The sequence below is a fragment of the Micromonospora globispora genome (assembly GCF_003857015.1).
Classification (GTDB): Bacteria; Actinomycetota; Actinomycetes; order Mycobacteriales; family Micromonosporaceae; genus Micromonospora; species Micromonospora globispora.
This window is the reverse complement of record NZ_QGGF01000387.1, coordinates 45,493-71,281: the sequence shown is the minus strand read 5'-3', so window position 1 is coordinate 71,281 and position 25,789 is coordinate 45,493. Positions and strand designations below refer to the sequence as shown.

Below are 25,789 nucleotides of genomic sequence, written 5' to 3'. Positions count from 1 at the left end.
AGTCGCAAAGATGGTGGAGGTAGCCGCCAATGGACCTGGATCTCGAGGAGCTCGCCGCCGTCGTCGAGTTGCTGGACAAGACGGACTTCATGCAGTTCCGATTTGAAAAGGGCGATCTTCGTATCGCGGTCAGCCGCGGCGGCCCGCTGGACGAGGCCGGTATGGTGGCGCCCCAGAGCCGGGACGTGGCCGCCAGCCAAGGGGCCGTCAGCCGGCCGGCGCCCACGAAAGCGACCCCACCGGTCCGGCAGAGCGCCACGGCGTCACTGGACGAGGACGAAGTCGCCATCCGCGCCCCGATGCTGGGTTCCTTCTACCGGTCGCCCAAGCCCGGCGAGGCACAGTTCGTCGAGGTCGGTGACAAGGTCGATCCCGACACGGTGGTCTGCATCGTCGAGGTCATGAAGCTCATGAACTCCGTGCCGGCCGGCGTCAGCGGCGAGGTGACCAGGGTCTTCGCCCGCGACGGGGATCTGATCGAGTTCGACCAGCCGATCTTCGCCGTGCGGGTGGCAGCGTGACACACCGGGTCTTCGTCGCCAACCGGGGCGAGATCGCCGTCCGGATCATCGAGGCGTGCGATCGGCTCGGTTTCGAGACGGTGCTGGGCGTCTCCGCGGCGGACCGCGACACCCTGGCGGCCCGCCGCGCTGGCCGGGTGGTGGTGCTTGGCGGTCCGCGACCCGTCGACAGCTACCTTGCGCTCGGCACCGTCGCGCAGGCGGCCGTGTCGACCGGATGCACCGCGGTCCACCCGGGATACGGCTTCCTCTCCGAGCGCGCCGAATTCGCGCGACTCTGCGCGGAGAACGGTCTGGTGTTCGTCGGCCCGGCTCCCGCCGCCCTCGAGGCGCTGGGCGACAAGCTCAGCGCCCGGGAACTCGCCACCTCGCTCGGCGTTCCCGTCTCGCCTGGTGGCACCGCCCGGTCCGTGGACGAGGTCCAGGCTCTCGCCGAACGGACTGGATTCCCCGTCCTCATCAAGGCCGCCCACGGCGGCGGCGGACGCGGCATGAAGCTCGTCGCCTCGCCGGGCGGGCTGGCCGAGGCATGGTCGGTCGCGTCCGCGGAGGCCCAGTCCGCGTTCGGCGACGGCAGCGTCTTCCTCGAGCGGTTCGTCCACGACGCCAAGCATGTCGAAGTGCAGATCATCGGGGACCGGCACGGCAACCGCATCCATCTCGGCGAGCGGGAGTGCTCGGTGCAGTACCGCTACCAGAAGCTGGTGGAGGAGGCACCGTGTGCCGTCCTCAGTGCGCAGACGCGGCGGCTGCTGCACGACAGCGCGCTACGCATCGCGGGGGCGCTGGACTACGTGGGTCTGGGCACGGTGGAGTTCCTCTACGACCCGGCCCGGGACGAGGTCGCCTTTTTGGAGGTGAATCCGCGCCTGCAGGTCGAGCATCCGGTGACGGAGGCGGTCACCGGCGTCGACCTGGTCCGCGAGCAACTGCTGGTTGCGCTCGGTGAACCGCTCACGATCACGCAGGACGACGTCCGGCTGACCGGACACGCTGTCGAATGCCGGATCACCGCCCAGGATCCCACCCGAGCGCTGCACCCCACGCCGGGCACAGTCAAGGTCTGGCGCCCGCCGGTGGGCGGGGCGATCCGCCTGGACTCGCACATCTACGAGGGATACCGGTTCCCGCCCTTCTATGACGCACTGATGGGCAAGCTGATCACCTGGGGCCCGGATCGGGCGGCCGCCGTGGGCCGGATGGGCGCTGCCCTCGACCGCTTCGAGATCGGCGGCATCACCACCTCGCTGGGACTGCTGCGACAGATCGTCGGCCACAACGACTACGCGGACAACACCGTGACCACGCACTGGCTCGGCGACGTGCTGCTGAGCGAGGGGAGCCAGGCATGAGCGAGGTCCGGCTGGTCGACGTCTCGCTTCGCGATGGCAACCAGAGCATCTGGGGCGCGGTGGGCGTGACGACGCGGATGGTGGAGGGGGTCGCGGCTGACCTGGACCGGGTCGGCTACCGCGCCGTCGAGCTGGCATCGAGCACCTTGTTGGCCACCGCGGTCCGCTACCACCGGGAGGACCCGTGGGAACGCCTGCGCGCGGCCCGGGACCGGATGCCGAACACCCCGCTCGGGTTCCTCACCACCGGCAAGCGGTTCATCACCTTCTACCGCACGCCCGATGCGCTGTTCGAGCTGGCGTTCGGGCTGCTGGTCCGTAACGGGATCAGCCGGCTGTGGGTGATCGACCCAATGCACGACATGGCGGGCGCGCGCCGCACGGCGGAGCTGGCCAAACGCGCCGGATTCACCGACGTCGTGGGTGGCATCTGCTACACCACCAGCCCGGTGCACACCGACGAGTACTTCGCGGACAAGATCGCCGAGCTGGATGACTGCCCGGCCATCGACAGCATCTACCTCAAGGACCCGGCCGGTCTGCTCACGCCGGAACGGGTCCGCACCCTCGTGCCGATGCTGCAGTCGCGCCTGAAGCGGCTGCGGCTCAACGAGATCCACAGCCACAGCACCACCGGAGTGTCGCCGCTGACCGTCCTCGACGCCGCCGATCTGGGCATCGACACCATCCACTGCGCCCTGCCGCCACTGGCCAACGGCAGCTCGCACCCGTCGGCGCCGCGACTGGTGCAGAACCTGCGGGCGCGCGGGCACCAGGTCGCCGTCGAAGAGGACGCTATGCAGCGCGCCTCGGCGTACCTGCAGCGGCAGGCGAGGATCAAGCGGCTTCCGGTGGGCTCTCCGAACGAGTACGACGAGGGCTACTACCGGCACACCATCCCGGGCGGCGTGCAGTCCACACTGGCCCGTCAGCTCGGCGAGATCGGCCGGCCCGAACTGTTTCCGGCCGTGATCGAGGAATCCGTCCAGGTCCGGGAAGATCTTGGCTGGCCCATCGTGATGACCCCGTTCGCGCAGTACATCGTCACCCAGGCGACCTTGAACGTGATCTCGGGGGAGCGGTACCGGCAGCTCTCCGACGAGGTCATCGATCTGCTTCGCGGCGACTTCGGCCCCCTGCCCGGCCCGGTCGACCAGGACCTGCTCGATCGCGCGATGGCGACCAGGCGCGGGCAGCAGCCGGTGAACGACGGCAGCGAGCAGGTCACGATCGATGATCTGCGGGGCCGCTTCGGGCGCGACCTCAGCGACGAGGACCTGCTGATGCGGGCCGTGATGCCGGCCGAGCAGGTCGACGCGATGGTGGCCGCCCGCGGACGTAGCACCGTCAAGACGCTCAAGAGCCTGCTCACGACGGTGCAGGAACGGCCCAATGTCACGTCCTTCTCCATCAGTGCCGGCGACACGTCCTTCTCCTTGCAACGAGGAAAGGGGACGACATGCTGAGCGGGGTCACGGCCTGGGTGCTGGACGTGGACGGCTGCCTCATGCGGACCGCGTCGCCTGGCGGCGCCGGCGGCGCCGCCATGCCCGGCGCCGCGGAACTGGTCCGCGACCTCAAGGCCGCCGGCCACGAGCTGATCGTCTGCACCAACGCATCCCAGCGACCGCCGGCCCGGTACGCGGCCCACCTGCGCGCCAACGGCATCGACGTCGCCGACGAGGAGTTCGTCACCGCGGGCAGCGCCGCCGCCGACTACGTTGCCGTGCACCACCCCGGCGCCCGGGTCCTCGTCGTCGGCGCCGACGGCGTCGCGGATCCGTTGTGCCGACACGGGGTCAGCCTGGCCGACCCCGCCGATGCGGACCTCGCCGACGTGGTGGTCGTGGGCGTGGCCGACAACTACCCAGCCCCGCTGCTCAACGCCGCCGGGCTCGCCGTCGACGCCGGCGCCCCGCTCTACACCACCGTCGACGTCCCCTGGTTCCATGGGGGACTCGGCAAATCGGTCGCGGTGTCCGCGATGATCGCCAACGCGATCGGCTGGGCGACCGGCGTCGTGCCGCAGGTGCTCGGCAAACCGTCACCCGGCCTGGCCGAGACGCTGTCCCGCCGCTTGGGCGCCCAAGCGGTCGTCGCCGTCGTCGGCGACGCGCTGGTCGAGGTTCAGCTCGCCCGGCACATGGGCGCCCGCGCGGTGCTGGTCCTCAGCGGCGCCACCACCGCCGCCGACCTCTCCGTCCTCCCCGGAGGGCAACACCCCGATCTGGTCCTCGATGACGTGGCCGCCCTCCACGCGTCGCTTCCCCCATCTGTCGCATCGTTGCGAGGAGTCACGCAATGACCCACGAGCAGACCCGTTTCCCGTTCTTCGCCGAGGTCCCCGCGCCTGAGGGCGCCGAGGGCTGGGAGTCGATGTACCCCTACTACCTGGTGCCCAGCGCGGAGACCGCGGAGGTGGAGGACTCCCGATTCTGGTTCGCCGACACGATGCATTGGTCGCGCGGAGCCCACCCCTTCGACAGCATCGGAGCCGAGGCCGTCTACCTGGGCGCCGGGCAGAACAGCACGCGCATCTTCGTGCTGCCAGCCGCGCTCGGCTTGGACGTGCGGATCAAGAACGGCTACGTCTACATCTGCCCCATCGCCGTCACCGATCCCGAGGAGATCGGCCGCCGGGCGGCGCTGTTCCAGGAGCGGGCGGGGCACTACTACGCCAACTGGGACGAGCTCTACGGCCGGTGGAAGGAGAAGATGACCGGCGCCGTCGAGTCGATGCGGACGATCAGCTTCCCACCGCTGGGCGAGCTGGACCCGATCGAGGTCGTCACCGAGGCCCGCGGCAAGTCGACGTCCTGGAACGTCATCGAGAACTACCACCGGCTCATCGACGAGTTCTTCCTCGTCTGGCAGTACCACTTCGAGTTCCTCAACCTCGGGTACGGCGGCTACATCGTCTTCTTCCAGTTCTGCAAGCAGGCGTTCCCGCAGATCAGCGAGCAGGACATCGCCCGCATGGTCGCCGGCGTGGACGTCCTCGCCTTCCGGCCCGACGACGAGCTGCGCAAGCTCGCCCAGTTGGCGAACGACCTCGGCCTCGCCGAGCGCCTGACGGCGGACCGGGACCTGCAGGAGATCATCCGCGAGTTCGGCGACCTGGAGAACGGGAAGACCTGGCTGAAGGCGCTGGACAACGCGAAGGACCCTTGGTTCAACTACTTCGCCGAGTACGGCTTCACCCACGACCAGGACACCTGGTTGAGCAACCCCGCCATCCCGTTCCAGGGCATCGCCCGCTACGCCGCCAAGATTCAGGCCGGCGAGGACATCAGCCGCCCGGTTGAGCGGCTGCGGCAGGAGCGCGACGACATCGTCGCCGAGTATCGCGCGCTGCTCACCGAGCAGGAGGCGCAGCAGTTCGACGAGCTGCTCGGACTGGCCCGTAAGGTCTTCCCGTACATCGAGGAACACAACATCTACGTCGAGCACTGGACCCACTCCGTCTTCTGGCAGAAGGCGTGGGAACTGGGCGACTTCCTCGTGTCGGCAGGGTTCACCGTCGAGCGCGACGACGTCTTCTACCTCAACCGGTTCGAGCTGGACGAGGTCCTCGCCGACGTCGTGCAGTCCTGGGCGATCGGGGTCCGGGCACGCGGCATCGACCGCTCGCGGGAGAAGATCACCGCCCGCCGGCGGATCGTCGCCGCACTGCAGGCGCAGCCCGCGCCGCCGGCCTACGGCGTGCCGCCGGCGGAAGTGACCGACCCGTTCGCCGTGATGAACTACGGCGTCACCACCGAGCGGGTCCAGGACTGGCTCGGCGCCGCGAGCGGCGCAGCCGAACAGCTGTCCGGCATTCCGGGCGGCCCGGGCGTCATCGAGGGTCCCGCCCGGGTGCTCCGCACCGAGAAGGACCTGGCCCTGCTGCAGCCGGGCGAGATCCTCGTCGCGCCGATCACGGCGCCGTCCTGGGCCGCGGCGTTCTCCGTGGCGACCGGTGTGGTCACCGACATCGGCGGGATGATGAGCCACGCTGCGATCGTCTGCCGCGAGTACGGCATTCCCGCGGTCGTCGGCACCGGATTCGCGACCGCGAAGCTGCGTAGCGGGCAGCGGGTGCGTGTCGACGGCAACACCGGGGTCGTCACCGTCCTGGCCGACGCATGATCGGGGCCGCCACGATGTACACCGCGACCTTCGATTCGGAGCGCTGCCGGGACGCCCGGGAGGTGGGCGGCAAGGCCCACGGGCTGGCGGTGATGACCTCCGCCGGGCTCCCCGTCGCGCCGGGCTTCACCCTCACCGCCCAGGCGTTCCGCGACTTCATCGAGCAGGGCACGCTGCGGCGGGACATCACCGCCCTGCTCGACGAGGCCGATCCGGCCGACCCCACCGAGCGGGCCCGGGTCGAACAGCAGATCGCCGCGCTGATGACGGCCACACCGATCCCAGCCGCTGTGGCAGACGAGGTGACCGCCGCGTACCACGAGCTGTGCCGCGGCGCGGCCGTCACTGACGTGCCGGTCGCGGTCCGGTCCAGCGCCACGGCGGAGGACTCCGCCGGCGACAGCTTCGCCGGCGAGTTCGAGACTTGGGTCGACGTGGTCGGCGCCGCCGAGGTCGTCGCCCACGTGCACCGCTGCTACGCCAGCGTCTACGGCGGTCGGGTGCTGGCCTATGCGCTGGAGCGGGGCGTCGACCTGCACACCGTGGAGATGGCTGTGGTCGTGCAAAAGACCGTCCGTGCCCGATCGGCGGGGGTGATGTTCACACTCGACCCGATCACCGGCGACCGGTCGAGGATCGTGCTGGAGTCGTGCTGGGGCCTCGGCCTGGCCGTGGTCGGCGGCGAGGTCACGCCGGACCGATTCATCGTGAACAAGGTCGGGTTGACCGTGGTCGACCGGGTGCCCGGCGACAAGCGGATCGAATACCGGCGCGGTGACGCGCCGACCGAGGTGCCGGCCGACCGCCGCTACTCGCTCTCTCTGGACGACGCGGAGGTAACCGCGCTCGCACAGCTCGGCAAGCGGCTTGAACGGCTCAACGGCGGGCCGCAGGACATCGAGTTCGCCATCGACGGTGACCTGCCCGCGGGCGGCAACCTGATCCTGCTGCAGTGCCGCCCGGAAACGGTGTGGGCGAACGCCGACCGTGCCCCCGCCTTCGAGGCGGGCGCGGGCTTCCTGACCTGGATCACGGGCAGCATCAGTGGTGCCGCCAGCGCTTCGGGACCGGTGCACAATCATGACTGAAAACGACCTCCGAGACGACGGGGAGCATCTCGAGCAGCTGACCCGACCGGCGCCCGACGTGCGGTCCACGTCCGTGCTCGGCCGCTACCTCGACTGGCTCAAGGCCGAGCGTGGATTGGACTTCGACGCCTGGCCCGCCCTCTGGCGGTGGTCGGTCGACGATCTCGAGGGATTCTGGTCGTCGATCTGGGACTTCTCCGGCGTCAAGGCGCACTCTCCGTACCAGAAGGTGCTCGACTCACGGGACATGCCGGGCGCGCAATGGTTTCCCGGCGCCACGCTGAACTACGCCGAACACGCGCTCGGACTGGCCGAGGACGCCGACCACACGGCCGTCATCGCCCACTCCCAGACCCGACCACCGGTCGAGCTCACCTTCGGTCAACTGACCGACCAGGTCCGCCGGGCCCGGGCCGGGCTGCGCCGGCTCGGCGTCGGGCGCGGTGACCGGGTGGTCGCCTACCTGCCCAACATCCCAGAGACGCTGGTGGCGTACCTGGCAACGGTGAGCCTCGGCGCGGTCTGGGCCAGCTGTGCCCCCGAGTTCGGCGCACCCAGCGTCATCGACCGGTTCGGGCAGATCGAGCCCAAGGTGCTGCTCGCGGTCGGCGGCTACCGGTACGGCGACAAGGACGTCGACCGCCGCGAGCAGGCGAGCGCCATCGCGGCCGGGCTGCCAACCCTCGAGCACGTAATCGGGGTCGCCTACGGACACTTCGCCGCGCCCGCCGGAACCGACTGGGACCGGCTCCTCGATCCGGGCGTGCCCTCGACCGAGATCGAGAAATTGGCGTTCGAAGCGGTTCCGTTCGACCACCCGCTGTCGGTCCTGTTCACCTCCGGCACCACCGGCCAGCCGAAGCCGATCGTCCACGGCCACGGCGGCGTCCTGCTGGAGCACCTGAAGAACCACGCCCTGCACTGGGACCTGGCCGCCGGTGACCGGCTGCTCTGGTTCACCACGACGACATGGATGATGTGGAACGCGCTGGTATCGGCGTTGCTGGTCCGCGCCTCGATCGTCATGATCGACGGGAACCCGCAGTTCCCGGACCTGACCGCCCAGTGGCGGCTCGCGGAGGAGACCCGCCCCACATTGATGGGCATGAGTTCCGGGTTCGTGATGGCCTGCCGCCGGGAAGGGCTCTCTCCGGGCAAGGACTTCGACCTGTCCAGCATCCGGCAGGTGGGCGCGGTGGGCAGCCCGTTGCCAGCCGAGGGATACCGCTGGATCAACGAGCAACTCGGCGACGACGTCCTGCTCAACGTCGGCAGCGGCGGCACCGACGTCTGCACCGGACTGGTGCAGGGCAATCCGCTGCTGCCGGTCTGGGTGGGGGAGATCTCCGGCGCCAGCCTCGGCGCGGACGTGCGGGCCTTCGACGAGGTGGGCCACGCCGTCGTCGGCGAGCTCGGCGAATTGGTGATCACCACGCCGATGCCCTCCATGCCCGTCGGCTTCTGGGGTGACCCGGACGGCAGCCGATACCGTGCCGCCTACTTCGACACCTATCCCGGCGTCTGGCGGCACGGCGACTGGATCCGGTTCACCGACGTCGGCAGCTGCGTCATCACCGGGCGCTCGGACGCCACCCTGAATCGGGGTGGCGTCCGGCTCGGCACGGCCGAGTTCTACCGGGTCGTCGAGGAGATCGACGGCGTCGCCGACAGCCTGGTGATCCACCTGGAGGACCCGGCGGGCGGCATGGGTGAACTGCTGCTCTTTGTGGTGACCAGCGATGGCGGCCCGCTGACGGATGCCCTTCGGCGCGAGCTGAACAACGCGTTACGCACGAAGCTCTCGCCCCGGCACGTCCCGGACAGCATCGTCCGGGTGGCGCGCGTCCCCCATACCCGTACTGGAAAGAAGTTGGAGTTGCCGGTGAAGCGCATCCTGCGGGGCGAGAACCCGGACACCGTCGCCGATCGCGATGCGCTCGCCGATGCGGGCGCGATCGATGCCTTCATCGCCCTGAGCCGCGCCCGGGCAGCCGAAGGGAACCTCCAGTGAGTCGCTATCAGCCCCGCATCGACCTGGAACAGATCTCCGCGATCGACGTCCACGCCCACATCGAGGCGGACCACCACCACAACTTCGCCCTGGACGATCAACTGCTCGAGGCATCCGCGAAGTACTTCCGCTCCAGTGACAACCGCACGCCGACCATCGAGGAGCTGGCCGACCACTACCGGAGCCGGCGCATCGCCGCAGTCGTGTTCACCGTGGACGCGTCGACGGGCCTGGGACATCCGCCGCTGTCCAGCGAGGAGATCGCCGAGCAGGCCGCCAGCCACGCCGACGTGCTCATCCCGTTCGGCTCCGTCGACCCGTGGCGCGGCGGGGACGCCGTGACGCAGGCCCGACGCCTGGTGAGCGAGTACGGCGTCCGCGGGTTCAAGTTCCACCCGAGCCTGCAGGCGTTCGAGCCGAACGATCGGCAGTTCTATCCGCTGTACGCCGCGCTGGAGGAGCTTGGCGTTATCGCCCTCTTCCACACCGGACAGACCGGCATCGGCAGTGGGTTACCTGGCGGCCGAGGGATCAAGCTGCGTTACTCTGACCCGATGCTGCTGGACGACGTCGCCGCCGACTTCCCGCAGCTCAACATGATCATGGCCCATCCGTCCGTGCCATGGGTGGACTCGGCCATCTCTATCGCCACGCACAAGGCCAACATGTACATCGACCTGTCCGGCTGGTCACCGAAGTACTTCCCACCGCAACTCGTGCGGCAGGCCGGTTCGCTACTCAAGCACAAGGTGCTGTTCGGTTCCGACTATCCAGTCCTGTCCCCGGACCGGTGGCTCGCCGCCTTCGCAGACCTGGAGATCAAGGACGATGTCCGACAGCTGATCTTGAAGGACAACGCGGCCCGGCTACTGCGGCTAGCCTGATCTCCTCAGGAAAGACCCAACCTCACCATGAACAACGACACCTCACCACCTCTGGAATCGGTTGACCGCGCGCTGCAGCTGGCGATCCTTCTGCGGGACGCCGGGCCGCTGACCGTGAAGGCGGCGGCCGAGCGGCTGAACGTTGTCCCGTCCACCGCCCACCGACTCCTCGCCGCCCTGGTGCACCGCGGGTTCGCCGTCCAGGATCGCGACCGCCGCTACCACGCCGGACCGGCCTGGGGTGTCGGGGGACAACTGGGTCTATCCGAGGCCGCCCTCCGGGACCTCGCCCGCCCGTCTTTGCAGCTGCTACAACAGCGGGTACAGGAAACGGCCCAGGTCATGGAGCTGCAGGGCGTCAACATCCGGTTTATCGACGGAATCGAATGCCAGGCACCGCTGCGTGTCGGCGTACGAATCGGTGTGGGCATGCCGGCCCACTGCTCGGCGGGCGGTAAGGCACTTCTCGCCGCCCTCTGCCCCGACGACCTGAAGCGCCTCTACCGCGACGGCCTGCCGCCGTGGCCGACCGCCCGCTACACGACGGTCGAGGCGCTCACCCGCCACCTGTCGACGGTGCGACGGCTGGGCTACGGCACCAACCTTGAGGAGACCGAACCGGGCGTCAGCGGCGTCGGCGTCACCGTGCCCAGCCCGGACGGATGCACCAGGCTGGCGTTCACGGTCGCGGTGCCGACCGCCCGGTTCGATCGGGCCGACGTGCAGCGGTACGTGAACGCGCTCAATGCGGTCGCTACAGACTTGGCCGCACGACTCAGTGGGCGCGCTGCGGCTCCGTGGTCCGGGTGAGTGCTCCCGACAGAGCAGCCCCCGGCCGTCTCGCTCAGGAGCCAGCAGGCTACTCGGGGTTATCGCCCCGGCGGGCACGGTGACGCCTGACCGGGGCTCCGGCGAGGGCGCCTCGGTGGACAACCTCGGCCGGCTGATGCACGCGGAGCTGGACCGGCTGCCGCGTGGCCTGCGGTGGCAGGTGGCGGTCGGCCGCCCGCACCCCGGCCTGTACGGCATCGCCCGCTCCTACGAGGAGGCCCGCGAGGCGCTGACTATGGCGTAGCGGCTGCACGCCGACACCGCCGTCATCGACGCCCACGACCTGCTCATCTACCGTGTCCTGCTGCGTGACCAGCCGGCCATGGTCGACCTCGTGCAGGCGGTGCCCAGCCCGCTGCGCCATACCCGCGTCAGGCCTATAGGCGGAGCCCCCCTGCGCCGCCTCGCGCGCCATCCGGTTGGCCGTCTTCGGCTCGTACCCGGTCGCTCGAAGGAGGTCACTCGCGGCCGTGCGGAGCTGGGTCACCATGCCGTTGGCGTACGAGTTCACGCCTCTTGCGCGGGCCCGGCCGGCCAAGCGCGCGGCGTCCAGGGCCGCCTGGCGTGTCTGCTCCTGTGGCTGGCCCTGCCGGGTTTCCTGGTGCAGTAGCTGGACCGCCTGGCCGAGCCGCTCCACGGCGGCAACGACTTCCTCCGGCACCGGCTCGTCGTACTGCAGGCTGGTGCTGGCCCAGCGGGCCAGCTCCCGGCACTCGAGCGTCACGCGGTCAAAGTGCTGCATGCCACGCTGGTAACGCTCCACATCGCGTCGGCCACGCCAGCGCGACGGCGAGATCGTCACCACCTCCTTGGCGCCACCCAGTGCCTCATGCAGCCGGGCCAGGTCGGGCTGCATGCCACGGAGTTGCTCCAGTGCCCGTATCGCGCGGTCCGGGTTCCGTTCTGTGAGTGCGCCTGCGATCTCCCGAAGCTGCCCGCAGAGCCTTTCGACTACCGGTGCGCCGCGCGGTCGAGAACGCGCATCGGGTTGATCGGCAGCAGCACCGCGACCACTACCAACCCCACGACGCCGCCCACTACGGCGTCGAGGATCCGGGGCAACTCGAGGTCTCGTGTGGTCGGTGACAGCGTGGCGATCAGCACAGCGGTACTGCCGGCCTGGGCGACCAGCGCGCCACTGCGTCCGGTCAGCAGCAGTGCGACGGCGATGGCCAGCGCCACCATCAAGCCGATCTGCCAGGGCCCGAACCCGATGAAGAGCACCAGAAGATCGCTGACTAACAGGCCTAGCCCGACGCCGAGCATCAGCTCGAACGTACGTTTGGCACGCTGACCGAGGGCGGCGACGATCGTGCCGACCGCCACGCTCGGCGCGAAGACCGGCGCTGGCCTATCCAGCACCTCGTGCGCGATCACCCAGGACAGCGCAGCGGCAAGCCCGCACTGGACGGCGACGACCAGGATGACCTCGAGGTGAAGCAGCCGCAGCTTGCCCGCCTCACCACCACGGCGCCGGGCCCGCGCCGTGATGCCCTTGGCCTGCTCGGTGACGGTGTCGGGGCCGGGCCGGCCGTCTCGATCAGCGCCCATGACCGGAGTTACCCCGCTCTTTCCTGCCGAACCTCAGGGCCCAGCGCGTTTGTCACCAGCGGGCAGCTCGGCATCAGAGCGACTCGCACGCGCGATGGCAGCATCCAGACCCCCATCACGATCGGCATCGCAATGAGGACGTGTCAGGTGAAGGGGGTCCGGCCGGGACGCGGTCGCCGCCGACCCCGCCGCGATCATGGGCGAGGCGTACGCGGCGAGCCACCCGCACGGCCTCGGGCGCCTGGCGAAGCTGCTCGATTATGGTGCCCGCATCCCGTACCACCTCCACCCGCCGCAGCGCTTCGCCGAGCTGGTAGGCAGGCGGTCGAAGGACGAGGCTTACTTCTTCCCCACCGGCGTCGACACCGGTCCGCACCCGGAGACGTTCTTCGGTGTGCATCCGTGGATCGTCCGCGAGCGCGCGTACGACGTGCTCCTGCCGTACCTCGTCAAATGGGACAGCGACCTGATCCTGCGGCACTCGCGCGCTGAGCTGCAGGTGCCGGGCGAGGGCTTCCAGGTGCCGTCCGGGGTGCTGCACGGGCCGGGCACGGCGCTGACCGTCGAACTCCAGGAGGACTCTGACGTCTTCGCCATGTTCCAGGCCCTCAATGCCGGCCGGATCATCTCAAAGGAGCTGCTCTTCAAGGACGTATGCCCGGAGGACCGGCGCACCCACGGCGAGCGCCTCCCGTTCGGCTTCGTCGAGTGGGACCTGAACGGTGACCCGTATTTCTACGAGAACAACCACCTGCCTCCGCAACCCATCGACACCGGATCGGGCGGCGGACGCGAGTGGTGGATCTTCTACAACAACCGGAAGCTCAGCGGAAAGAAAATCGTCGTCCCGCCCGGAGCCCGACACACGATGACCCAGAACGGCGTCTACTCGCTCCTTGTCTGGTCGGGTAGCGGGCGGTACTGCGGCCACGACGTCCGGGGCGGCGACGCCGACCGGGACGAGCTTCTCGTGAGCCACGACGTGGCAACGCTGCCGCACATCGTCGAGAACATCGGCACGACCGACCTGGTGGTGTTCATGTTCTTCGGTCCCGACATCAACCACACGCCGGTCATCCCGCGATACCCGGCCTGACCGCCAACTGGCACCTCAGGCTGAATGGCCTCCGCGTTGAGCCGACCATTGCCTCGCCAGTCGGGCGGAACCCCACTGAGCTGATCCCGGCAACGCGAAAGTGTTGATTGGCGCGACACGGGCGAAAGCGATGAGATCGGGCAGTGCTGGAAGTGGGCGTGGGGCCCTTGGTAGGTAGTTCTCACCACAAGATCACCCACACGGTGAGGATCCCACGTTCACTCCAGAAGCCCTGCGGTGGAGGTCACCGGCCATGACACGGGTCGAGGAAGTCGGCGACCAGTCGGTTGAACTCGTGGGCGTGCTCGATCTGTACCCAGTGCCCGCACCGGCCAAAAACGTGGAGCTGAGACTTGCTGATCAGGTCATGCAAGCGCAGGGAGTTGCGCAGGGGGATGACGCGGTCGTCGCGTCCGTGCACGACGAGGGTGGGGTGCTCGATCGCGCGGATCAGCCCTTCATCGAGCGTCATGGCATCGACGGCGGCCTGTCGCGGAGCCGGGAACATGGCGCGGTAGGCCTCCTGTACTCCGGGACGGGTGGCGGCCTCGAGACGGAGCCGGGCGAGGTCGTCGTCCACGAGTGAGCGGTCATGCGCGAAGACATCGAGGATCGCACGCATGTTGGGCAGGGACGGCTCGAAGCCCCAGACGGCGTCCAACTCCGGGGTCAGCTCGAACGGCACGCCGACGCTCCCCATGAGCACGAGCCTGTCGACCCGCCGCGGAAAGCTCGTGGCGAGGCTGAGGGCGAGCGCGCCGCCGAAGCTGTTGCCCACCACCGACACCCGCTCGAGGCTGAGTGCGTCCAGGAAGCCGACCAGATGGTCGGTCCAGGTCGCGAGGTCGTAGCGCACGCCTTCCGGACGCTGGGTGTAGCCGAAGCCCAGCACGTCCGGGGCGAGGACGCGGAAACGCTCGGACAGGGACGGCAGCGTGAGTCGCCAGTTGGCCCACGCGCTGACACCGGGACCGGACCCGTGGATGAGGACGATGGGGTCTCCGGAGCCGATGTCGTGGTAGTTGGTGCGGATTCCGTTGACGTCGACGGCTTCGCCGATCTCCGGGCTAGTAGGAGCAGTCTCCTGCATGGTGGGCTTCCCTTCTCTGGCTTGGGCAAGCAGCCATGCACGCATCGACCGGTAGGGCTTGAGCGGCGGGAGCAGCGCCTCGACCCAGCCGTCGACGACTCGGGTGGGATAGACCGTCGCGCCGTGGTCGGGCAGATCGGTGCGCTCTCCCGTGGTGAGGTCGAAGCGCCAGAAGTGCCCGGGACAGACGAGCGTCCCATTCTTCACGATCCCGCGTGAGAGCGCGATGTCGCGGTGCGGGCAGCGGTCGAGCAGTGCGACGAACTCCCCGTCGTCCCTGGCCACCACGCAGACCCGGTCCCGGTCCTGGCCGGAGTCGCCGATGACCTTCCCGACCGGCTGGTCGGGCACGACCTCTTCGACGCGACAGACGCGTTCCCATGTTCCGCTCACTCGTGCCATCCCAGTCCTGCGGAGATGCGCATGGCGGTCTCCACGATGGGGCGGATGAGGTGTCGCAGCCCGGCCTCCACGTCCTCGACGTACTCCGCCACGGACACCGAGGCGACCACCCGGCCGAGGGGATCGCGGATCGGCGCCGCGATCGAGCACATGCCGGGCTGGGACTCCCCGCGGTTCTCGCCGTATCCCTGGCGCCGGACTTGGGTCAGTTCGGCAAGGAACGCCGACTTGGAGGTGATCGTGCGGGGAGTCCTGGGCGTGAGGCGCATGCTTTGCACGAGGCGCTTCTGGTGGTCAGCCGGGAGGAAGGCCAGGAGCACCTTGCCGCTGGACGTCACGTGCGCCGCGTTGCGGCTGCCGACCGCCCGGAAGACCGGGATGGCGCCCGGCCCCTCCCTCCGCTCGACGTACAGCACATCGATGCCGTCGAGGATGGCGATGTGCAGGGTGCCGGCCGTCTTGGTGCGCAGCTGGTCGAGCGGGATCGTCGCCGCTTCGTGCAGGCGCTGGGCGGTCTCGGCGCTGGCCCCGAGTGAGCGCATCGTCGTCGTCAGCCGGAAGAGCCCGGTCTCCTCGACCTTCTCGAGTAGACCTTCTTCAACGAGAGTCCAGATGATCCGGTGGGCGGTGCTCTTGCCCACGCCGACGCGGCCGGCCAGCTGGGTCACGCCGAGCTGGGTGCTGTGCTTGCCAAACTCCCGGAGGATCCGCGCGGCCGCGGTCACGCTCGAGAGCCGCTCGGCGCCTGGTGAGGTTCCCGTGCTCATCGGGTGACGTCGTCCAGGACTGCTGCGAGGCAGGAGGCGGCTGGCGCTCCTGCCTCGGGGGCGACCCGCCCGGAGGTGAGGTCGGCGGCGAGGAGGGCGGCGGCGCGGTCGAGGCCGAGGCGTGCGCACACGCCGAACTCGTCGACGGTGCGCTGCTGGCGGGGCAGCGCGCGCCGGATCCGGTCGAGGTCGCGGAAGGTCTTGGCGTGCTGGTTGGCGAGGGCGACGCCCGAGTGCTGGGCGTGGTGCCCGCTTAGGCCGCCGCCGACGGCAACGGTGAGGTGGTAGACGGTGTTGGTGATCCCGAGGATGCGTCGTACGTCCTTGGGGGCGTCCTCGGCGAGGAGACCCAGCTCGGGCAGGACCGACGGGTCGTAGAACCGCACCGTCCAGGCGATGCCGTGGTGTTCGTCGGCGAACTCCACCTCCGGACCCTGCGGCGCGGGCAGCGGTTCGGTGGTGGCGACGAGGTGCAGCCGTTGGGCGGCCGCCGCGACCACGGTGACCTCGCCGGCAGCGACCAGGGGTAGTGCTCCACGCTCGGCCGGCGGCAGGTGACCGACATGGTCAAGGTACGTCGTGTGCAGGGCGCAGACGTACTCCCTGACGAGGTCGCGCATCGCCTCCGGTCGAGCGGGGGGCGGTTCATCACTCACCCTGCAAGAATGACGTGTCTGGCCCGATCGACCATCTTCCGTTCTGCATAGCGGAACAGTGGAGCCGCGGTCAGAAACCACTGCGTACGTTCTCCGACATGGAAGATGTGAACGGCGCCACAGGTCACCGCGATCTGGTCGAGGGCACGCCGGCGGGCACGCGGCGCATCTTCGCGCCCGACGCCCCGCCCGACGGAGCAAGGTTCGACCCGTCCGACACACGCCAGGCGCGGCCCAGCACGGTGGCCGGCCCTCCGCGCGGCATCCTGCGCCTCGGTCACGTCGACGTGACCGTCACCGACCTCGACCTGGCCGCGGCCTACTACACCGGCGTCATGGGAATGGAGATCAGCGCGCTCACCGAGGACTCGGTCTACCTCAAGTGCTGGGACGAGGAGGACCACCACTCGCTGCGGCTGCGCTACGCGCCCCGGATGGGGATGCACCTGATGTCGTTCAAGGTCCACCACGAGGACGACCTCGCCGACCTGGAGAACAAGGTCTCCCGGTACGGGTTCCCTGTCGAGCGGATCAGCAAGGGCGAGGCCGTGGGCCAGGGAGAGTCGATCCGCTTCTCCACCCCGAGCGGGCAGCTCATGGAGCTCGTGGCCGACGTCGAGAAGGTCGGCACGTCGCGGCCCCGGCACCAGCCCGATCCTTCGTTGGGCGACGACGGCCAGTTCGCGCGAGACCGGATCGCGCCGCCACGGATGGACCACATGCTGATCACCGCCGAGGAGGTCGGAGAGTCGACGCGGTTCTACATGGACGTGCTCGGCTTCCGGATCACGGAGCAGCTCCTCGACGGGAACGGACACCAGTTGGGCACCTGGCTGGAGCGGTCGCACTCGCCCCACGACCTCGCGATCGTCCAGGGCGCCAACGGCGGCCTCCACCACTTTGCGTTCTGGCTCGACGACTGGGACGACGTGCGCGATGCGGCGGACATCCTCGCCTACAACGGCATCCAGCTTGACGTTGGTCCGACCCGGCACGGCATCACCCGTGGCTCGACCATCTACTTCTTCGACCCGCTGGGGACGCGCAACGAGGTCTTCACCGGTGGCTATCGCCCCGATCCCGACTTCCCGACCCTGACCTGGACCGAGGACAACATCGGCCGCGCCGTCTTCTACTACGAGGGCGAGCTCAACGACCGCTTCATGAGAGTGCACACCTGATGACAATTCTGCGACTTTCCCACGTCGAGATCCGTGTCCCCGATCTCGAGCTGGCTACTGCCTACTACTCGGAGGTCATCGGCATGATCGAGACCGGGAGGGACTCCTCCCGGGTCTTCCTGAAGTGCTGGGACGAGCACCAGCACCACAGCGTCATCCTGACCCTGGAGCCCACCCACGGCCTGAACCACTTCGGGTTCAAGGTCACCGACGCCGAGGACCTCGACCACTATCAGGCGCGTCTCGAAGCCGCCGGCGTCGCCGTTCGCCGCTTCGCCGCGGACGAGTGGGCGCCCGGCCACGGGACATCGATCCGCTTCACGCTGCCCAGCGGCCACGAGATGGAGCTGGTCTACGGCATGCAGCAGGTCGGCAACCTGCTCCCGCAAACCAACCCGCCGCCGCGGCCGATGGGCCTGGTCGGCATCGCGCCGCCGCGGGTCGACCACATCTTCCTGACCGCCGAGGAGGTCGACACCAACACCCGCTTCCTCAGCGAGCACCTCGACTTCCGGCTCACCGAGCAGGTCCTCGGGGACGACGGGTTCCAGATCGCGAGCTGGCTCGAGGTGTCCCACCGCTCGCACGACATCGCGTTCATCACCGGCCCGAACCACGGGTTGCACCACTTCGCCTACTGGGTCGACGGCTGGAACGACCTGCGGGGTGCCGCCGACGTGTGCGTCTACCACGGTGTCCACGTCGAGACCAACCCCACGCGACACGGCGCCACCCGCGGCCAGTGCCTCTACTTCTTCGATCCGGTGGGCAACCGCAACGAGATGTTCACCGGCGGCTACTGGGTCGACCCCGGGGCCGAGCCGATCACCTGGACCGAGGCTGAGATGGGCAGGGCGATGTTCTACTACGACGGCGTCGTCAACCAGCAGTTCCTCACGGTGCACAGCTGAGAGGCCTGGAGATGACCATCGAGGACCAGAGCAGTTCGTCGGCGCTGCCACGCACCGAGCGCCCCGACGCGCCGGCGTACCTGACCCGCCACCGGGCGCGACGCTCGGTGCCAGCGGCGGTGCCGGACGAGCAGGACGAATCCATCCCGCTCTACCTGCGCCAGTTCCGCGGTCGGGACCATCGCAGCGACCCGGTCATGTATGACGGCAACGTGGTCGGCTCGTCGCGCGCCTGGGCCGAGGTGACCCGCACCAAGGAGATCGTGCCGGAGCGGCGTGACCAGCTCGCCACGATCGACTGCGACATCTACCTGGTCCGGCACGGAGAGACCCAGGGCTACTCCTCGGAGTCGGGCCTCACGCCGTTGGGCTCCTGGCAGGCACACCGGCGCGGCCAGGAGTTCGCCCGGCGGGTCACCGACGGCATGACGGTCGAGCTGCTGTGTGCGCCGACGAACCGCGCGCGCCAGACCGGCGAGCATCTGCGCCGCGGCCTGCTCGATAACATCGAACTGTACGGCCGGGGCAACCCCAGCATCGGGCAACTCCGCGACGACCAGAACTTCCGCAACTTCGAGGTCGCGACGCCGGAGGGTCCCCGCGACGTCACCAGCGCCTTCCGGATCTACCACCGGGAGATGGAGAAGTACGAGCGGGTCGGACTCGGCGAGCGGCCCGGGTGGCTTGTCGACATCGACCGCTTCTGGGGCATCCAGCAGGGCGGCGGTGACCCGATCACCCACTGGCTCACGATGCCGATGATGTACTTCGAGCCACCGGTGTCGTGCGTACGCCGGTTCTGGCGCGGCATCCTCACCGTCCACGCCCAGACCTCCGCCCGGACTGTCGTCGTCGCCACGCACTCGGGCCCGATCCGCGCCTTCGCCACTCTGGCGATGGGCTACGACCCCGGCGAGCCGTTCAACACCGAGTTCGTCCGCGTGCGGCTCGTGGCCGGCGGTACCACCGCCCTCGTCCTCTACCGGAACCGTGTCCAGGAGGTCGTCATCCCCGACCTCGATGCCCTGCCTCCCAACTCCGACCCCCGTTTCCAGGAGTGACGTCCATGCCCGACCGTCTCACCGCCATCCCCTTCGAATGCCTCGTGACCGAGCAGCACCCACTCGTGGGCGGCAAGTGCGCCTCGCTCGGCACGATGAGCCAGGCCGGCCTCCCGGTCCCGCCGGGTTTCGCGGTCACCATCGACGTCTTCGCCGACGCCAAGCAGGGCTCGGGCCTGATGCCCCGGATCAAGGACCTGATCACCAACGTCGACACCGACGACCAGACCGCCCTGGTGAGTGCGGCGAGCCGGGCCCGCGAGATGGTGCGCAGCTGGAGGCTGTCCGAGGAGCACGAGAACCGCCTCCGGCAGATGTACGCCGACCTCTGCGCCCTATGCGGCACCGAGGACGTGCCGGTCGCCGTACGGTCCTCGGCAACGGTGGAGGACTCGCCGGACGCCTCGTTCGCCGGTGAGCACGACACCTACCTGTGGGTGTGCGGCATCGACGACGTGCTCGAGAAGGTCCGTGGGTGCTGGGCGAGCCTGTTCACCGAACGGGCGATCACCTACCGCAACGAGATGGGCTACGACCACGACCGGGTGGACATGGCCGTCGCCGTGCAGAAGATGATCCGTCCACGGGCTGCGGGGGTCGCCTTCACCCTGGACCCGACCAACGGTGACCGTTCCGGCATCTGCATCGACGCGGCCTGGGGCTTCGGTGAAGGTGTCGTCTCGGGTGACGTCACCCCCGACAACTTCCTGGTCGACAAGGTGATGTGGTCGATCAACCGCCGCATCATCAGCCCCAAGACGCACGCGCACCTCCTGACCGAGGTTGAGGGCTCCCACTGTCCGCGGGTCAGCCGGGTGCAGCTGCCGGACGACCAGGTCAACGTGCCGTCGCTCACGGACGATGAAATCGTCGCCATCGCCAAGCTCGCCCGAGCTGCCGAGAAGCACTACGGCTGTCCCCAGGACATCGAATGGGCCGTGGACGACGACCTCCCTGCGGGCGAGGACGCGGTACTGCTGCAGGCCCGTCCCGAGACGGTGTGGAGCAAGAAGCGCCACCGCGTCGGAGCGAAGACCGATGCCACGGCGTCCATCGTCGACACCTTGGTCAATCCCTTGTACGCGAGAAGGCGGAAACTGCCGGCCTGACTCGAGATCGGGACCCCGCCCGCCACAGGTACCGGCGGCAGAGATTCACCATTCCACCACCCGCTTTGCCTGACCTGAGGAGGCCACCATGGCCGATCGTTTCCCCAGCCCGTTCGAGATCCAGACGCCCGAGGGGGCGGAGGGCTGGCAGGAGCTCTACACCTACTCGTCGCTCTTCTGCGAGGAACGACGCGAATACGAGGAGGGCGCCTTCTGGTTCCACGACGGCGTGCACTGGCCCGAGGCACTGACTCCCTGGGACACCACGTTCCTGGAGTTCGCGCTCGCTTCCCTGTCGCAGTACAACACGCGGCACTACATCATCCCGCCGGCGTACGGCGTCGACTTCCGCATCCTCAACGGCTACGTGTACCTCAGCCCGGTACCGGCGCCGCCCGAGGACATCGAGAGCCGCGTGCCGCTGTTCATGGAGCGGGCGGGCTTCTACTTCGGCAACTGGAACCGGCTGTACGACGACTGGTTGGTCAAGATCCGTGACCTTGTCAAGGAGATGAGTGAGCTCCGCCTGGAGCCATTGCCGCAGTTCGAGGACCTCGAGGTCATCACGTCCGGTGTCGGCAAGGGATCGGGCAACGAGCTGCTCGCGTCGTACCACCGCCTCCTCGACCTCGCCCTCACCCTGTGGCAGTACCACTTCGAGTTCCTCAACCTCGGCTACGCCGCGTACCTGGACTTTTTCGGTTTCTGCAAGACGGCCTTCCCCTCGATCCCCGACCTGGCCATCGCCAAGATGGTCGCCGGTGTCGATGTCGACCTGTTCCGGCCCGACGACGAGCTCAAGAAGCTCGCGCGGCTGGCGGTGAGCTCGGGCATCGACGACCGCTTCGACGCGGGCGACGTGGCGACGACCTGGGAGAAGCTGAAGTCCGACGAGGCGGGCCGCGCCTGGATCGCCGAGTGGGAGAAGGCCGCCGAGCCGTGGTTCAACTTCTCGACCGGCTCGGGCTTCTACCACTCCGACAAGATCTGGATCGAGAACGTCGAGGTTCCGGTCGGCTACATCGCCGACTACATCACCAAGGTCAGGGACGGCGTGGACCTCGACCGCCCGATCCAGGCCCTGCACGCCGAGCGCGACAGGGTCGTCGCCGAATACCGCGAACTGCTCGACTCCGATGAGGACCGGGAGGCGTTCGACGCCAAGCTCGGTCTGTCGCGCACCGTCTTTCCGTACGTCGAGAACCACAACTTCTACGTCGAGCACTGGGCACACTCCGTGCTGTGGCGCAAGATGCGCGACGTCGGCAAGGTGCTCAAGGCGGCCGATTTCATCGTGAACACCGACGACGTCTTCATGTTGAAGCGCGCTGAGGTGTCCGACGTGCTGTGGGACCTTTACGCGGGCTGGGCCGTCGGAGCGCCGTCGCGTGGGCCGGGTTACTGGCCGGCGGAGATCGAACGCCGCCGCGGCATCCACGAGGCGCTCAAGCAGTGGTCGGCGCCGCCTGCGCTCGGCATCCCGCCGGAGGTGGTCACTGAGCCCTTCACGGTCATGCTCTGGGGCATCACGTCGGACTCTGTCTCGGCCTGGCTCAGCTCGGGCGAGGGTGGTGCCGACGGGGAGCTCAGCGGCTTCGCCGCATCCCCGGGCCTCGTCGAGGGTCCGGCCCGGGTGATCTTCTCCGCCGACCAGATCAGCGAGATCGAGGACGGCGAGATCTTAGTGGCCCCCTTGACGGCACCGTCTTGGGCACCGATCTTCGGGAAGATCAAGGCGACCGTGACCGACGTGGGCGGCATGATGAGCCACGCAGCCATCGTCTGCCGCGAGTACGGCTTGCCCGCCGTGACCGGCACCGCGTTCGGGACCAAGAACATCAGGACCGGACAGCTGATCCGGGTCGACGGCAACACCGGGAAGGTCACGGTCCTGGAGTGAGGGCGCACCTGCGCTCTCCCCAGTCCACGCAGACCACCTGAGACCACCAGGCGCGAAGGAGAACATTCATGCTGACTGTCGAGCAGAACGAAGAGCTGACCCGGGTCGGTCCCGGCACCCGGATGGGCGAGCTGCTGCGCCGCTATTGGTACCCGATCGCGTTCGAGCAGGACTTCGACACCAAGCCCAGTAAGACGGTGCGGCTGCTGGGCGAGAACTGGACGCTCTACAAGACCCCGTCCGGCAGGTACGGGATCATCGGCGAGGCCTGTCCGCACCGGCGTGCGTCGCTGACCTACGGCGTGGTGCACGAGGACGGCATCCGCTGCGGCTACCACGGCTGGAAGTACGACTTCAGTGGGCAGTGCGTGGAGCAGCCCGCGGAGAACGACAACACCACGTTCCGGGACAAGATCAAGGCCAAGGCCGGCGTCGCGCAGACGATGGGCGGCATGGTCTGGGTGTACGTCGGTCCGGCGCCGGTGCCCGAGTTGCCGCGGTTCGATGTCTACGTCCTCGACGGGATCCGCGACGTGGGCGTGGCGACACTGCCGTGCAACTGGCTCCAGATCATGGAGAACTCCGTCGACCCGCACCACGTCGAGTGGCTGCACGGCTACTACTTTGAGTTCCTCGGCCAGACCCAGGGCTTCGATGCCCCGAAATCGTTCCAGAAGAAGCACATCAAAGTGGCGTTCGACGAGTTCGAGTACGGCATCATCAAGCGCCGCGTCCTTGAGGGACACACCGAGGAGAACGACGACTGGGCCATCGGCCACCCGCTGATGTTCCCCTACGGCATGCGGGTCGGCGGGATGTGGATCGACCAGATGCAGATCCGGGTGCCCATCGACGACACCACGACCTGGAAGCTGTTCTACTCCGTCCACCACCCCGAGGGTGGTGTGTGGGAGAAGCAGGAACGCCCCGTGGTCTACGAATACCCGTTCCGCGACGAGAACGGCGAGTTCATCACCGACTACGTCGAGGGCCAGGACGTCATGGCCTGGGTCTCCCAGGGCGCCATCACCGACCGCTCACAGGAGCATCTCGGACGCTCCGACCAGGGGGTGGCGATGCTGCGCAAGATGTTCAAGGAAGCGATGGCCGCGGTCGAGGACGGCGAGGACCCGCCCGGTGTGGTGCGCGAGAAGCACGAGATCATCGAGCTGCCGTGCGAGAAGGACAAGTTCGGCGCCGGGACCGCATTCACCGACCAGTGGATCAACGGCGGTTCGATGCGCTACAGCCCGATCCGTGAACAGCTGCTCGCACTTCATCGTGACGCGGCAGCCGCACGCGAGAAGGTCGGGTCCGGTGCGTGACCTCGATGAGGAAGCACGGCGCGGGGCCCATCACGGGCCGATGCCCGCGCTGCCTCCCGACCCGCATCGCCTGCCGCCACCGGGCGACTGGTTCGCCTCCGACGCCGCCCACCACCTCCTGGACAGGCCGAAATTCTGTCCGCGCTGCTCCGCGTCGCTGGAGCGCGGCCTGACCTCGGAGTGGTGGAGCGGGAAGGACCGGGTCTTCCTCACCTGGTGTGCCGAGTGCCGGTGGACCGGCAACGTGGTGCTCTTCGACCGCGCCGTCATTGAGGAGCCGGAGCACTGATGACGAGCCCCGCTCTCGTGCTGGACTTCGGTGGTCCGGTGCTGCTGACTCCCTTCGAGCTGGCCGCCGCCGAATCGGGGACGCCGGCGTACGCGCTGCTCAATCAACGTGGCCCGCTGGCCGCGGCGGAGCAGCCGGACCCGGCCTGGGAGGACCTACAGGCGGGGCGGATCACCGAGCGCGCCTACTGGGCCGCGCGCGCGGCGCAGTGGCACGAGTCGGGCGGGCACGAGCCGGACATACGCGCGATGATCGCCCATCTGTATGAGCCTGCTCGGCCTGCGCTCGTGCGGGAGCAGGCGCGGGCCCTGGTCCGCGATGCCCGGGCCACAGGCATCCCGGTCGGGATCCTCACCAACGACCTGCGGGCGTTCCACTCCGAGGACTGGATCGAGAAGATCGAGATTGTCGGTGACGTGGACGTGGTCGTCGACGGGTCGATCGAGGGGCACCTCAAGCCCGCACCGCGGCTCTACGAGCTGCTCTCCCAGCGACTCGGGGTCGCCTTCGCCGACATGGTCTTCCTCGACGACCAGGCCACCAACATCCGGGGGGCCGAAGCGCTGGGCATCCCGTCAGTGTGGTTCGACGTCGCCAATCCCGATGCTTCGTACGCCGAGGTCCGCAAGCTCCTGGGTCTGCCGGTAATGGAGGAGGGCAGAGATGGTTGAGCAGCGCGAGCTCCGGGTCGCCCAGATGACCTGGGAGGCCGAGGGAGTGGTGTCGGTCCGGCTGACGCGGATCGAGAGCGACGACCCGCTGCCCGAGTGGGAGCCGGGCGCCCACATCGACGTCTACGTCCCGGACGGCAGCACCCGGCAGTACTCCCTGTGCGGCGACCCGGACGACCTGTCCTCCTGGCAGATCGCGGTGCTTCGCGAGCCGGAGAGCCGGGGCGGGTCAAGCTTCGTGCACGACGAGTTGCGCGTGGGCGACCGGTTGCTGGTGACCCGGCCGAAGAACAACTTCGTCCTCGAGGAAGCGCCCTACCACGCACTGGTCGCCGGCGGGGTCGGGATCACCCCGATCATGGCGATGGCCGAGCGGCTGCACCGCGACGGTCACCCCTTCCACCTGACCTACGGTGGCCGAACGTCCGGTTCCATGGCGTTCCGCTCACGTCTGGCAGGTCTCGGTGACCGGGTCACCTTCCTCGCCGAGGACGCCGACGGCCGGCCGGACCTCGAGCAGCTCGTCAAGGAGCTCCCCGAGGGTGGCCTGGTCTACGTATGCGGACCCCTGGGGCTACTCCGGGCTGTCCAGGGCGCAGCCGAAAAGATCCAGGGCGTCGACCAGGACATCGTCCGGTTCGAGCTGTTCAGCCGTGCCGGGGTCGAGTCGACCGAGCCCGCGGCGCTCGACGCCGACAACTACGAGCTGGTCCTCACCAAGTCCGGGCACACGCTCCGGCTGGCGCCGGAGGCGAACATCCTCGAGGTCGTGCTCGCACTGGGTGTCGAGGTCGACAACGACTGCCGTGACGGCATCTGCGGGTCGTGCATCACCCCGGTCCACTCAGGCACCGTCGATCATCGCGACCTCGTGCTGACCAAGAAGGAGAAAGCAACCATGGACCGGATGCTCATCTGCGTTTCGCGCCCGACATGCACGCGGCTCGAACTCGAGCTGTGACCAG

General features: G+C 68.7%; 24 protein-coding genes. 20 read left to right on the top strand and 4 right to left on the bottom strand.

Going from position 1 to position 25,789, the window contains the following annotated elements; all coding sequences use genetic code 11:
• Window positions 1-29: 29 nt before the first annotated feature.
• The 10 genes from accB to DKL51_RS36955 are packed head-to-tail and all read left to right on the top strand — an operon-like array spanning window position 30 to window position 11,059.
• Window positions 30-521: an acetyl-CoA carboxylase biotin carboxyl carrier protein gene (gene accB / locus DKL51_RS20295; protein ID WP_109966260.1), complete on the top strand. Its 492-nt coding sequence runs from the start codon at window positions 30-32 to the stop codon at window positions 519-521.
• Entirely contained in the window at window positions 518-1,873 is a 1,356-nt protein-coding gene (locus tag DKL51_RS20290; protein WP_109966259.1) for an acetyl-CoA carboxylase biotin carboxylase subunit, read from the top strand. The genes accB and DKL51_RS20290 overlap by 4 nt, the downstream gene beginning before the upstream one ends.
• Window positions 1,870-3,339, top strand: a complete 1,470-nt coding sequence (locus tag DKL51_RS20285; protein ID WP_109966258.1) for a pyruvate/oxaloacetate carboxyltransferase — start codon at window positions 1,870-1,872, stop codon at window positions 3,337-3,339. Before DKL51_RS20290 ends, DKL51_RS20285 begins: the two co-directional genes overlap by 4 nt.
• A complete protein-coding gene (locus tag DKL51_RS20280; protein WP_109966257.1) occupies window positions 3,333-4,178 on the top strand; it encodes an HAD-IIA family hydrolase in 846 nt (281 codons plus the stop codon). The genes DKL51_RS20285 and DKL51_RS20280 overlap by 7 nt, the downstream gene beginning before the upstream one ends.
• Complete coding sequence (locus DKL51_RS20275; RefSeq protein WP_109966256.1) at window positions 4,175-6,001, top strand: PEP-utilizing enzyme; 1,827 nt, start codon at window positions 4,175-4,177, stop codon at window positions 5,999-6,001. Before DKL51_RS20280 ends, DKL51_RS20275 begins: the two co-directional genes overlap by 4 nt.
• Entirely contained in the window at window positions 5,998-7,089 is a 1,092-nt protein-coding gene (locus tag DKL51_RS20270; protein ID WP_109966255.1) for a PEP/pyruvate-binding domain-containing protein, read from the top strand. The genes DKL51_RS20275 and DKL51_RS20270 overlap by 4 nt, the downstream gene beginning before the upstream one ends.
• Window positions 7,082-9,100: an acetoacetate--CoA ligase gene (locus DKL51_RS20265; RefSeq protein ID WP_109966254.1), complete on the top strand. Its 2,019-nt coding sequence runs from the start codon at window positions 7,082-7,084 to the stop codon at window positions 9,098-9,100. Before DKL51_RS20270 ends, DKL51_RS20265 begins: the two co-directional genes overlap by 8 nt.
• A gap of 17 nt (window positions 9,101-9,117) precedes the next feature.
• The gene (locus tag DKL51_RS20260; protein ID WP_185734862.1) at window positions 9,118-9,984 is read left to right on the top strand and encodes an amidohydrolase family protein; all 867 of its coding nucleotides are present in this window, start codon (window positions 9,118-9,120) and stop codon (window positions 9,982-9,984) included.
• Between the two features lie 27 nt (window positions 9,985-10,011).
• The gene (locus tag DKL51_RS20255) at window positions 10,012-10,794 is read left to right on the top strand and encodes an IclR family transcriptional regulator (RefSeq protein WP_109966252.1); all 783 of its coding nucleotides are present in this window, start codon (window positions 10,012-10,014) and stop codon (window positions 10,792-10,794) included.
• Window positions 10,730-11,059, top strand: a complete 330-nt coding sequence (locus tag DKL51_RS36955) for a hypothetical protein (protein ID WP_311768071.1) — start codon at window positions 10,730-10,732, stop codon at window positions 11,057-11,059. Before DKL51_RS20255 ends, DKL51_RS36955 begins: the two co-directional genes overlap by 65 nt.
• Before the next feature lie 707 nt (window positions 11,060-11,766).
• On the opposite strand, the gene DKL51_RS20245 is transcribed toward DKL51_RS36955, so the two are convergent.
• Window positions 11,767-12,366 carry an FUSC family protein gene (locus DKL51_RS20245; RefSeq protein WP_109966251.1) on the bottom strand — a complete coding sequence of 200 codons (600 nt, stop codon included), beginning with the start codon at window positions 12,364-12,366 and terminating at the stop codon, window positions 11,767-11,769.
• A gap of 196 nt (window positions 12,367-12,562) precedes the next feature.
• Between DKL51_RS20245 and DKL51_RS20240 the strand changes: the two genes are divergently transcribed.
• The gene (locus DKL51_RS20240) at window positions 12,563-13,462 is read left to right on the top strand and encodes a cupin domain-containing protein (RefSeq protein ID WP_109966250.1); all 900 of its coding nucleotides are present in this window, start codon (window positions 12,563-12,565) and stop codon (window positions 13,460-13,462) included.
• Between the two features lie 244 nt (window positions 13,463-13,706).
• Here DKL51_RS20240 and DKL51_RS20235 read toward each other — a convergent pair whose 3' ends face one another.
• The 3 genes from DKL51_RS20235 to DKL51_RS20225 are packed head-to-tail and all read right to left on the bottom strand — an operon-like array spanning window position 13,707 to window position 16,377.
• Entirely contained in the window at window positions 13,707-14,954 is a 1,248-nt protein-coding gene (locus DKL51_RS20235; protein ID WP_109966249.1) for an alpha/beta fold hydrolase, read from the bottom strand.
• Window positions 14,942-15,679, bottom strand: coding sequence for an IclR family transcriptional regulator (locus tag DKL51_RS20230; RefSeq protein ID WP_165824581.1), 738 nt, complete (start codon window positions 15,677-15,679; stop codon window positions 14,942-14,944). The genes DKL51_RS20235 and DKL51_RS20230 overlap by 13 nt, the downstream gene beginning before the upstream one ends.
• A gap of 38 nt (window positions 15,680-15,717) precedes the next feature.
• Window positions 15,718-16,377 (bottom strand): hypothetical protein, encoded by a 660-nt coding sequence (locus DKL51_RS20225; RefSeq protein WP_123809793.1) that lies wholly within the window; start codon window positions 16,375-16,377, stop codon window positions 15,718-15,720.
• 98 nt (window positions 16,378-16,475) lie between these two features.
• Here DKL51_RS20225 and DKL51_RS20220 point away from each other — a divergent pair, with 98 nt between their 5' ends.
• The 9 genes from DKL51_RS20220 (at window position 16,476) to DKL51_RS20180 (ending at window position 25,785) form a co-directional block, all read left to right on the top strand.
• The gene (locus DKL51_RS20220; protein WP_109966246.1) at window positions 16,476-17,558 is read left to right on the top strand and encodes a catechol 2,3-dioxygenase; all 1,083 of its coding nucleotides are present in this window, start codon (window positions 16,476-16,478) and stop codon (window positions 17,556-17,558) included.
• Window positions 17,558-18,469: a catechol 2,3-dioxygenase gene (locus tag DKL51_RS20215; protein ID WP_109966245.1), complete on the top strand. Its 912-nt coding sequence runs from the start codon at window positions 17,558-17,560 to the stop codon at window positions 18,467-18,469. The genes DKL51_RS20220 and DKL51_RS20215 overlap by 1 nt, the downstream gene beginning before the upstream one ends.
• An 11-nt stretch (window positions 18,470-18,480) precedes the next feature.
• Window positions 18,481-19,530 carry a histidine phosphatase family protein gene (locus DKL51_RS20210; protein ID WP_109966244.1) on the top strand — a complete coding sequence of 350 codons (1,050 nt, stop codon included), beginning with the start codon at window positions 18,481-18,483 and terminating at the stop codon, window positions 19,528-19,530.
• Window positions 19,531-19,535: 5 nt separating this feature from the next.
• Window positions 19,536-20,639, top strand: coding sequence for a PEP/pyruvate-binding domain-containing protein (locus DKL51_RS20205; protein ID WP_109966243.1), 1,104 nt, complete (start codon window positions 19,536-19,538; stop codon window positions 20,637-20,639).
• An 88-nt stretch (window positions 20,640-20,727) separates the two neighbouring features.
• Entirely contained in the window at window positions 20,728-22,539 is a 1,812-nt protein-coding gene (locus DKL51_RS20200) for a PEP-utilizing enzyme (RefSeq protein WP_109966242.1), read from the top strand.
• Between the two features lie 68 nt (window positions 22,540-22,607).
• Window positions 22,608-23,864 carry an aromatic ring-hydroxylating oxygenase subunit alpha gene (locus DKL51_RS20195; protein WP_109966241.1) on the top strand — a complete coding sequence of 419 codons (1,257 nt, stop codon included), beginning with the start codon at window positions 22,608-22,610 and terminating at the stop codon, window positions 23,862-23,864.
• Window positions 23,865-23,904: 40 nt separating this feature from the next.
• Window positions 23,905-24,153 (top strand): hypothetical protein, encoded by a 249-nt coding sequence (locus DKL51_RS20190; RefSeq protein WP_109966240.1) that lies wholly within the window; start codon window positions 23,905-23,907, stop codon window positions 24,151-24,153.
• Entirely contained in the window at window positions 24,153-24,824 is a 672-nt protein-coding gene (locus DKL51_RS20185; RefSeq protein ID WP_109966239.1) for an HAD-IA family hydrolase, read from the top strand. The genes DKL51_RS20190 and DKL51_RS20185 overlap by 1 nt, the downstream gene beginning before the upstream one ends.
• Window positions 24,817-25,785: a PDR/VanB family oxidoreductase gene (locus tag DKL51_RS20180; protein WP_109966238.1), complete on the top strand. Its 969-nt coding sequence runs from the start codon at window positions 24,817-24,819 to the stop codon at window positions 25,783-25,785. Before DKL51_RS20185 ends, DKL51_RS20180 begins: the two co-directional genes overlap by 8 nt.
• The last annotated feature ends 4 nt before the right edge of the window (window positions 25,786-25,789 follow it).

Coding starts and splice junctions, on each gene's coding strand:
- DKL51_RS20275 (WP_109966256.1), top strand. CDS start 4,175: ATGACCCACGAGCAGACCCGTTTCCCGTTCTTCGCCGAGGTCCCCGCG.
- DKL51_RS20200 (WP_109966242.1), top strand. CDS start 20,728: ATGGCCGATCGTTTCCCCAGCCCGTTCGAGATCCAGACGCCCGAGGGG.
- DKL51_RS20270 (WP_109966255.1), top strand. CDS start 5,998: ATGATCGGGGCCGCCACGATGTACACCGCGACCTTCGATTCGGAGCGC.
- accB (WP_109966260.1), top strand. CDS start 30: ATGGACCTGGATCTCGAGGAGCTCGCCGCCGTCGTCGAGTTGCTGGAC.
- DKL51_RS36955 (WP_311768071.1), top strand. CDS start 10,730: ATGCGGTCGCTACAGACTTGGCCGCACGACTCAGTGGGCGCGCTGCGG.
- DKL51_RS20180 (WP_109966238.1), top strand. CDS start 24,817: ATGGTTGAGCAGCGCGAGCTCCGGGTCGCCCAGATGACCTGGGAGGCC.
- DKL51_RS20265 (WP_109966254.1), top strand. CDS start 7,082: ATGACTGAAAACGACCTCCGAGACGACGGGGAGCATCTCGAGCAGCTG.
- DKL51_RS20215 (WP_109966245.1), top strand. CDS start 17,558: ATGACAATTCTGCGACTTTCCCACGTCGAGATCCGTGTCCCCGATCTC.
- DKL51_RS20280 (WP_109966257.1), top strand. CDS start 3,333: ATGCTGAGCGGGGTCACGGCCTGGGTGCTGGACGTGGACGGCTGCCTC.
- DKL51_RS20285 (WP_109966258.1), top strand. CDS start 1,870: ATGAGCGAGGTCCGGCTGGTCGACGTCTCGCTTCGCGATGGCAACCAG.
- DKL51_RS20205 (WP_109966243.1), top strand. CDS start 19,536: ATGCCCGACCGTCTCACCGCCATCCCCTTCGAATGCCTCGTGACCGAG.
- DKL51_RS20235 (WP_109966249.1), bottom strand. CDS start 14,954: ATGGCACGAGTGAGCGGAACATGGGAACGCGTCTGTCGCGTCGAAGAG.
- DKL51_RS20240 (WP_109966250.1), top strand. CDS start 12,563: ATGGGCGAGGCGTACGCGGCGAGCCACCCGCACGGCCTCGGGCGCCTG.
- DKL51_RS20220 (WP_109966246.1), top strand. CDS start 16,476: ATGGAAGATGTGAACGGCGCCACAGGTCACCGCGATCTGGTCGAGGGC.
- DKL51_RS20255 (WP_109966252.1), top strand. CDS start 10,012: ATGAACAACGACACCTCACCACCTCTGGAATCGGTTGACCGCGCGCTG.
- DKL51_RS20185 (WP_109966239.1), top strand. CDS start 24,153: ATGACGAGCCCCGCTCTCGTGCTGGACTTCGGTGGTCCGGTGCTGCTG.
- DKL51_RS20195 (WP_109966241.1), top strand. CDS start 22,608: ATGCTGACTGTCGAGCAGAACGAAGAGCTGACCCGGGTCGGTCCCGGC.
- DKL51_RS20245 (WP_109966251.1), bottom strand. CDS start 12,366: ATGGGCGCTGATCGAGACGGCCGGCCCGGCCCCGACACCGTCACCGAG.
- DKL51_RS20210 (WP_109966244.1), top strand. CDS start 18,481: ATGACCATCGAGGACCAGAGCAGTTCGTCGGCGCTGCCACGCACCGAG.
- DKL51_RS20190 (WP_109966240.1), top strand. CDS start 23,905: ATGCCCGCGCTGCCTCCCGACCCGCATCGCCTGCCGCCACCGGGCGAC.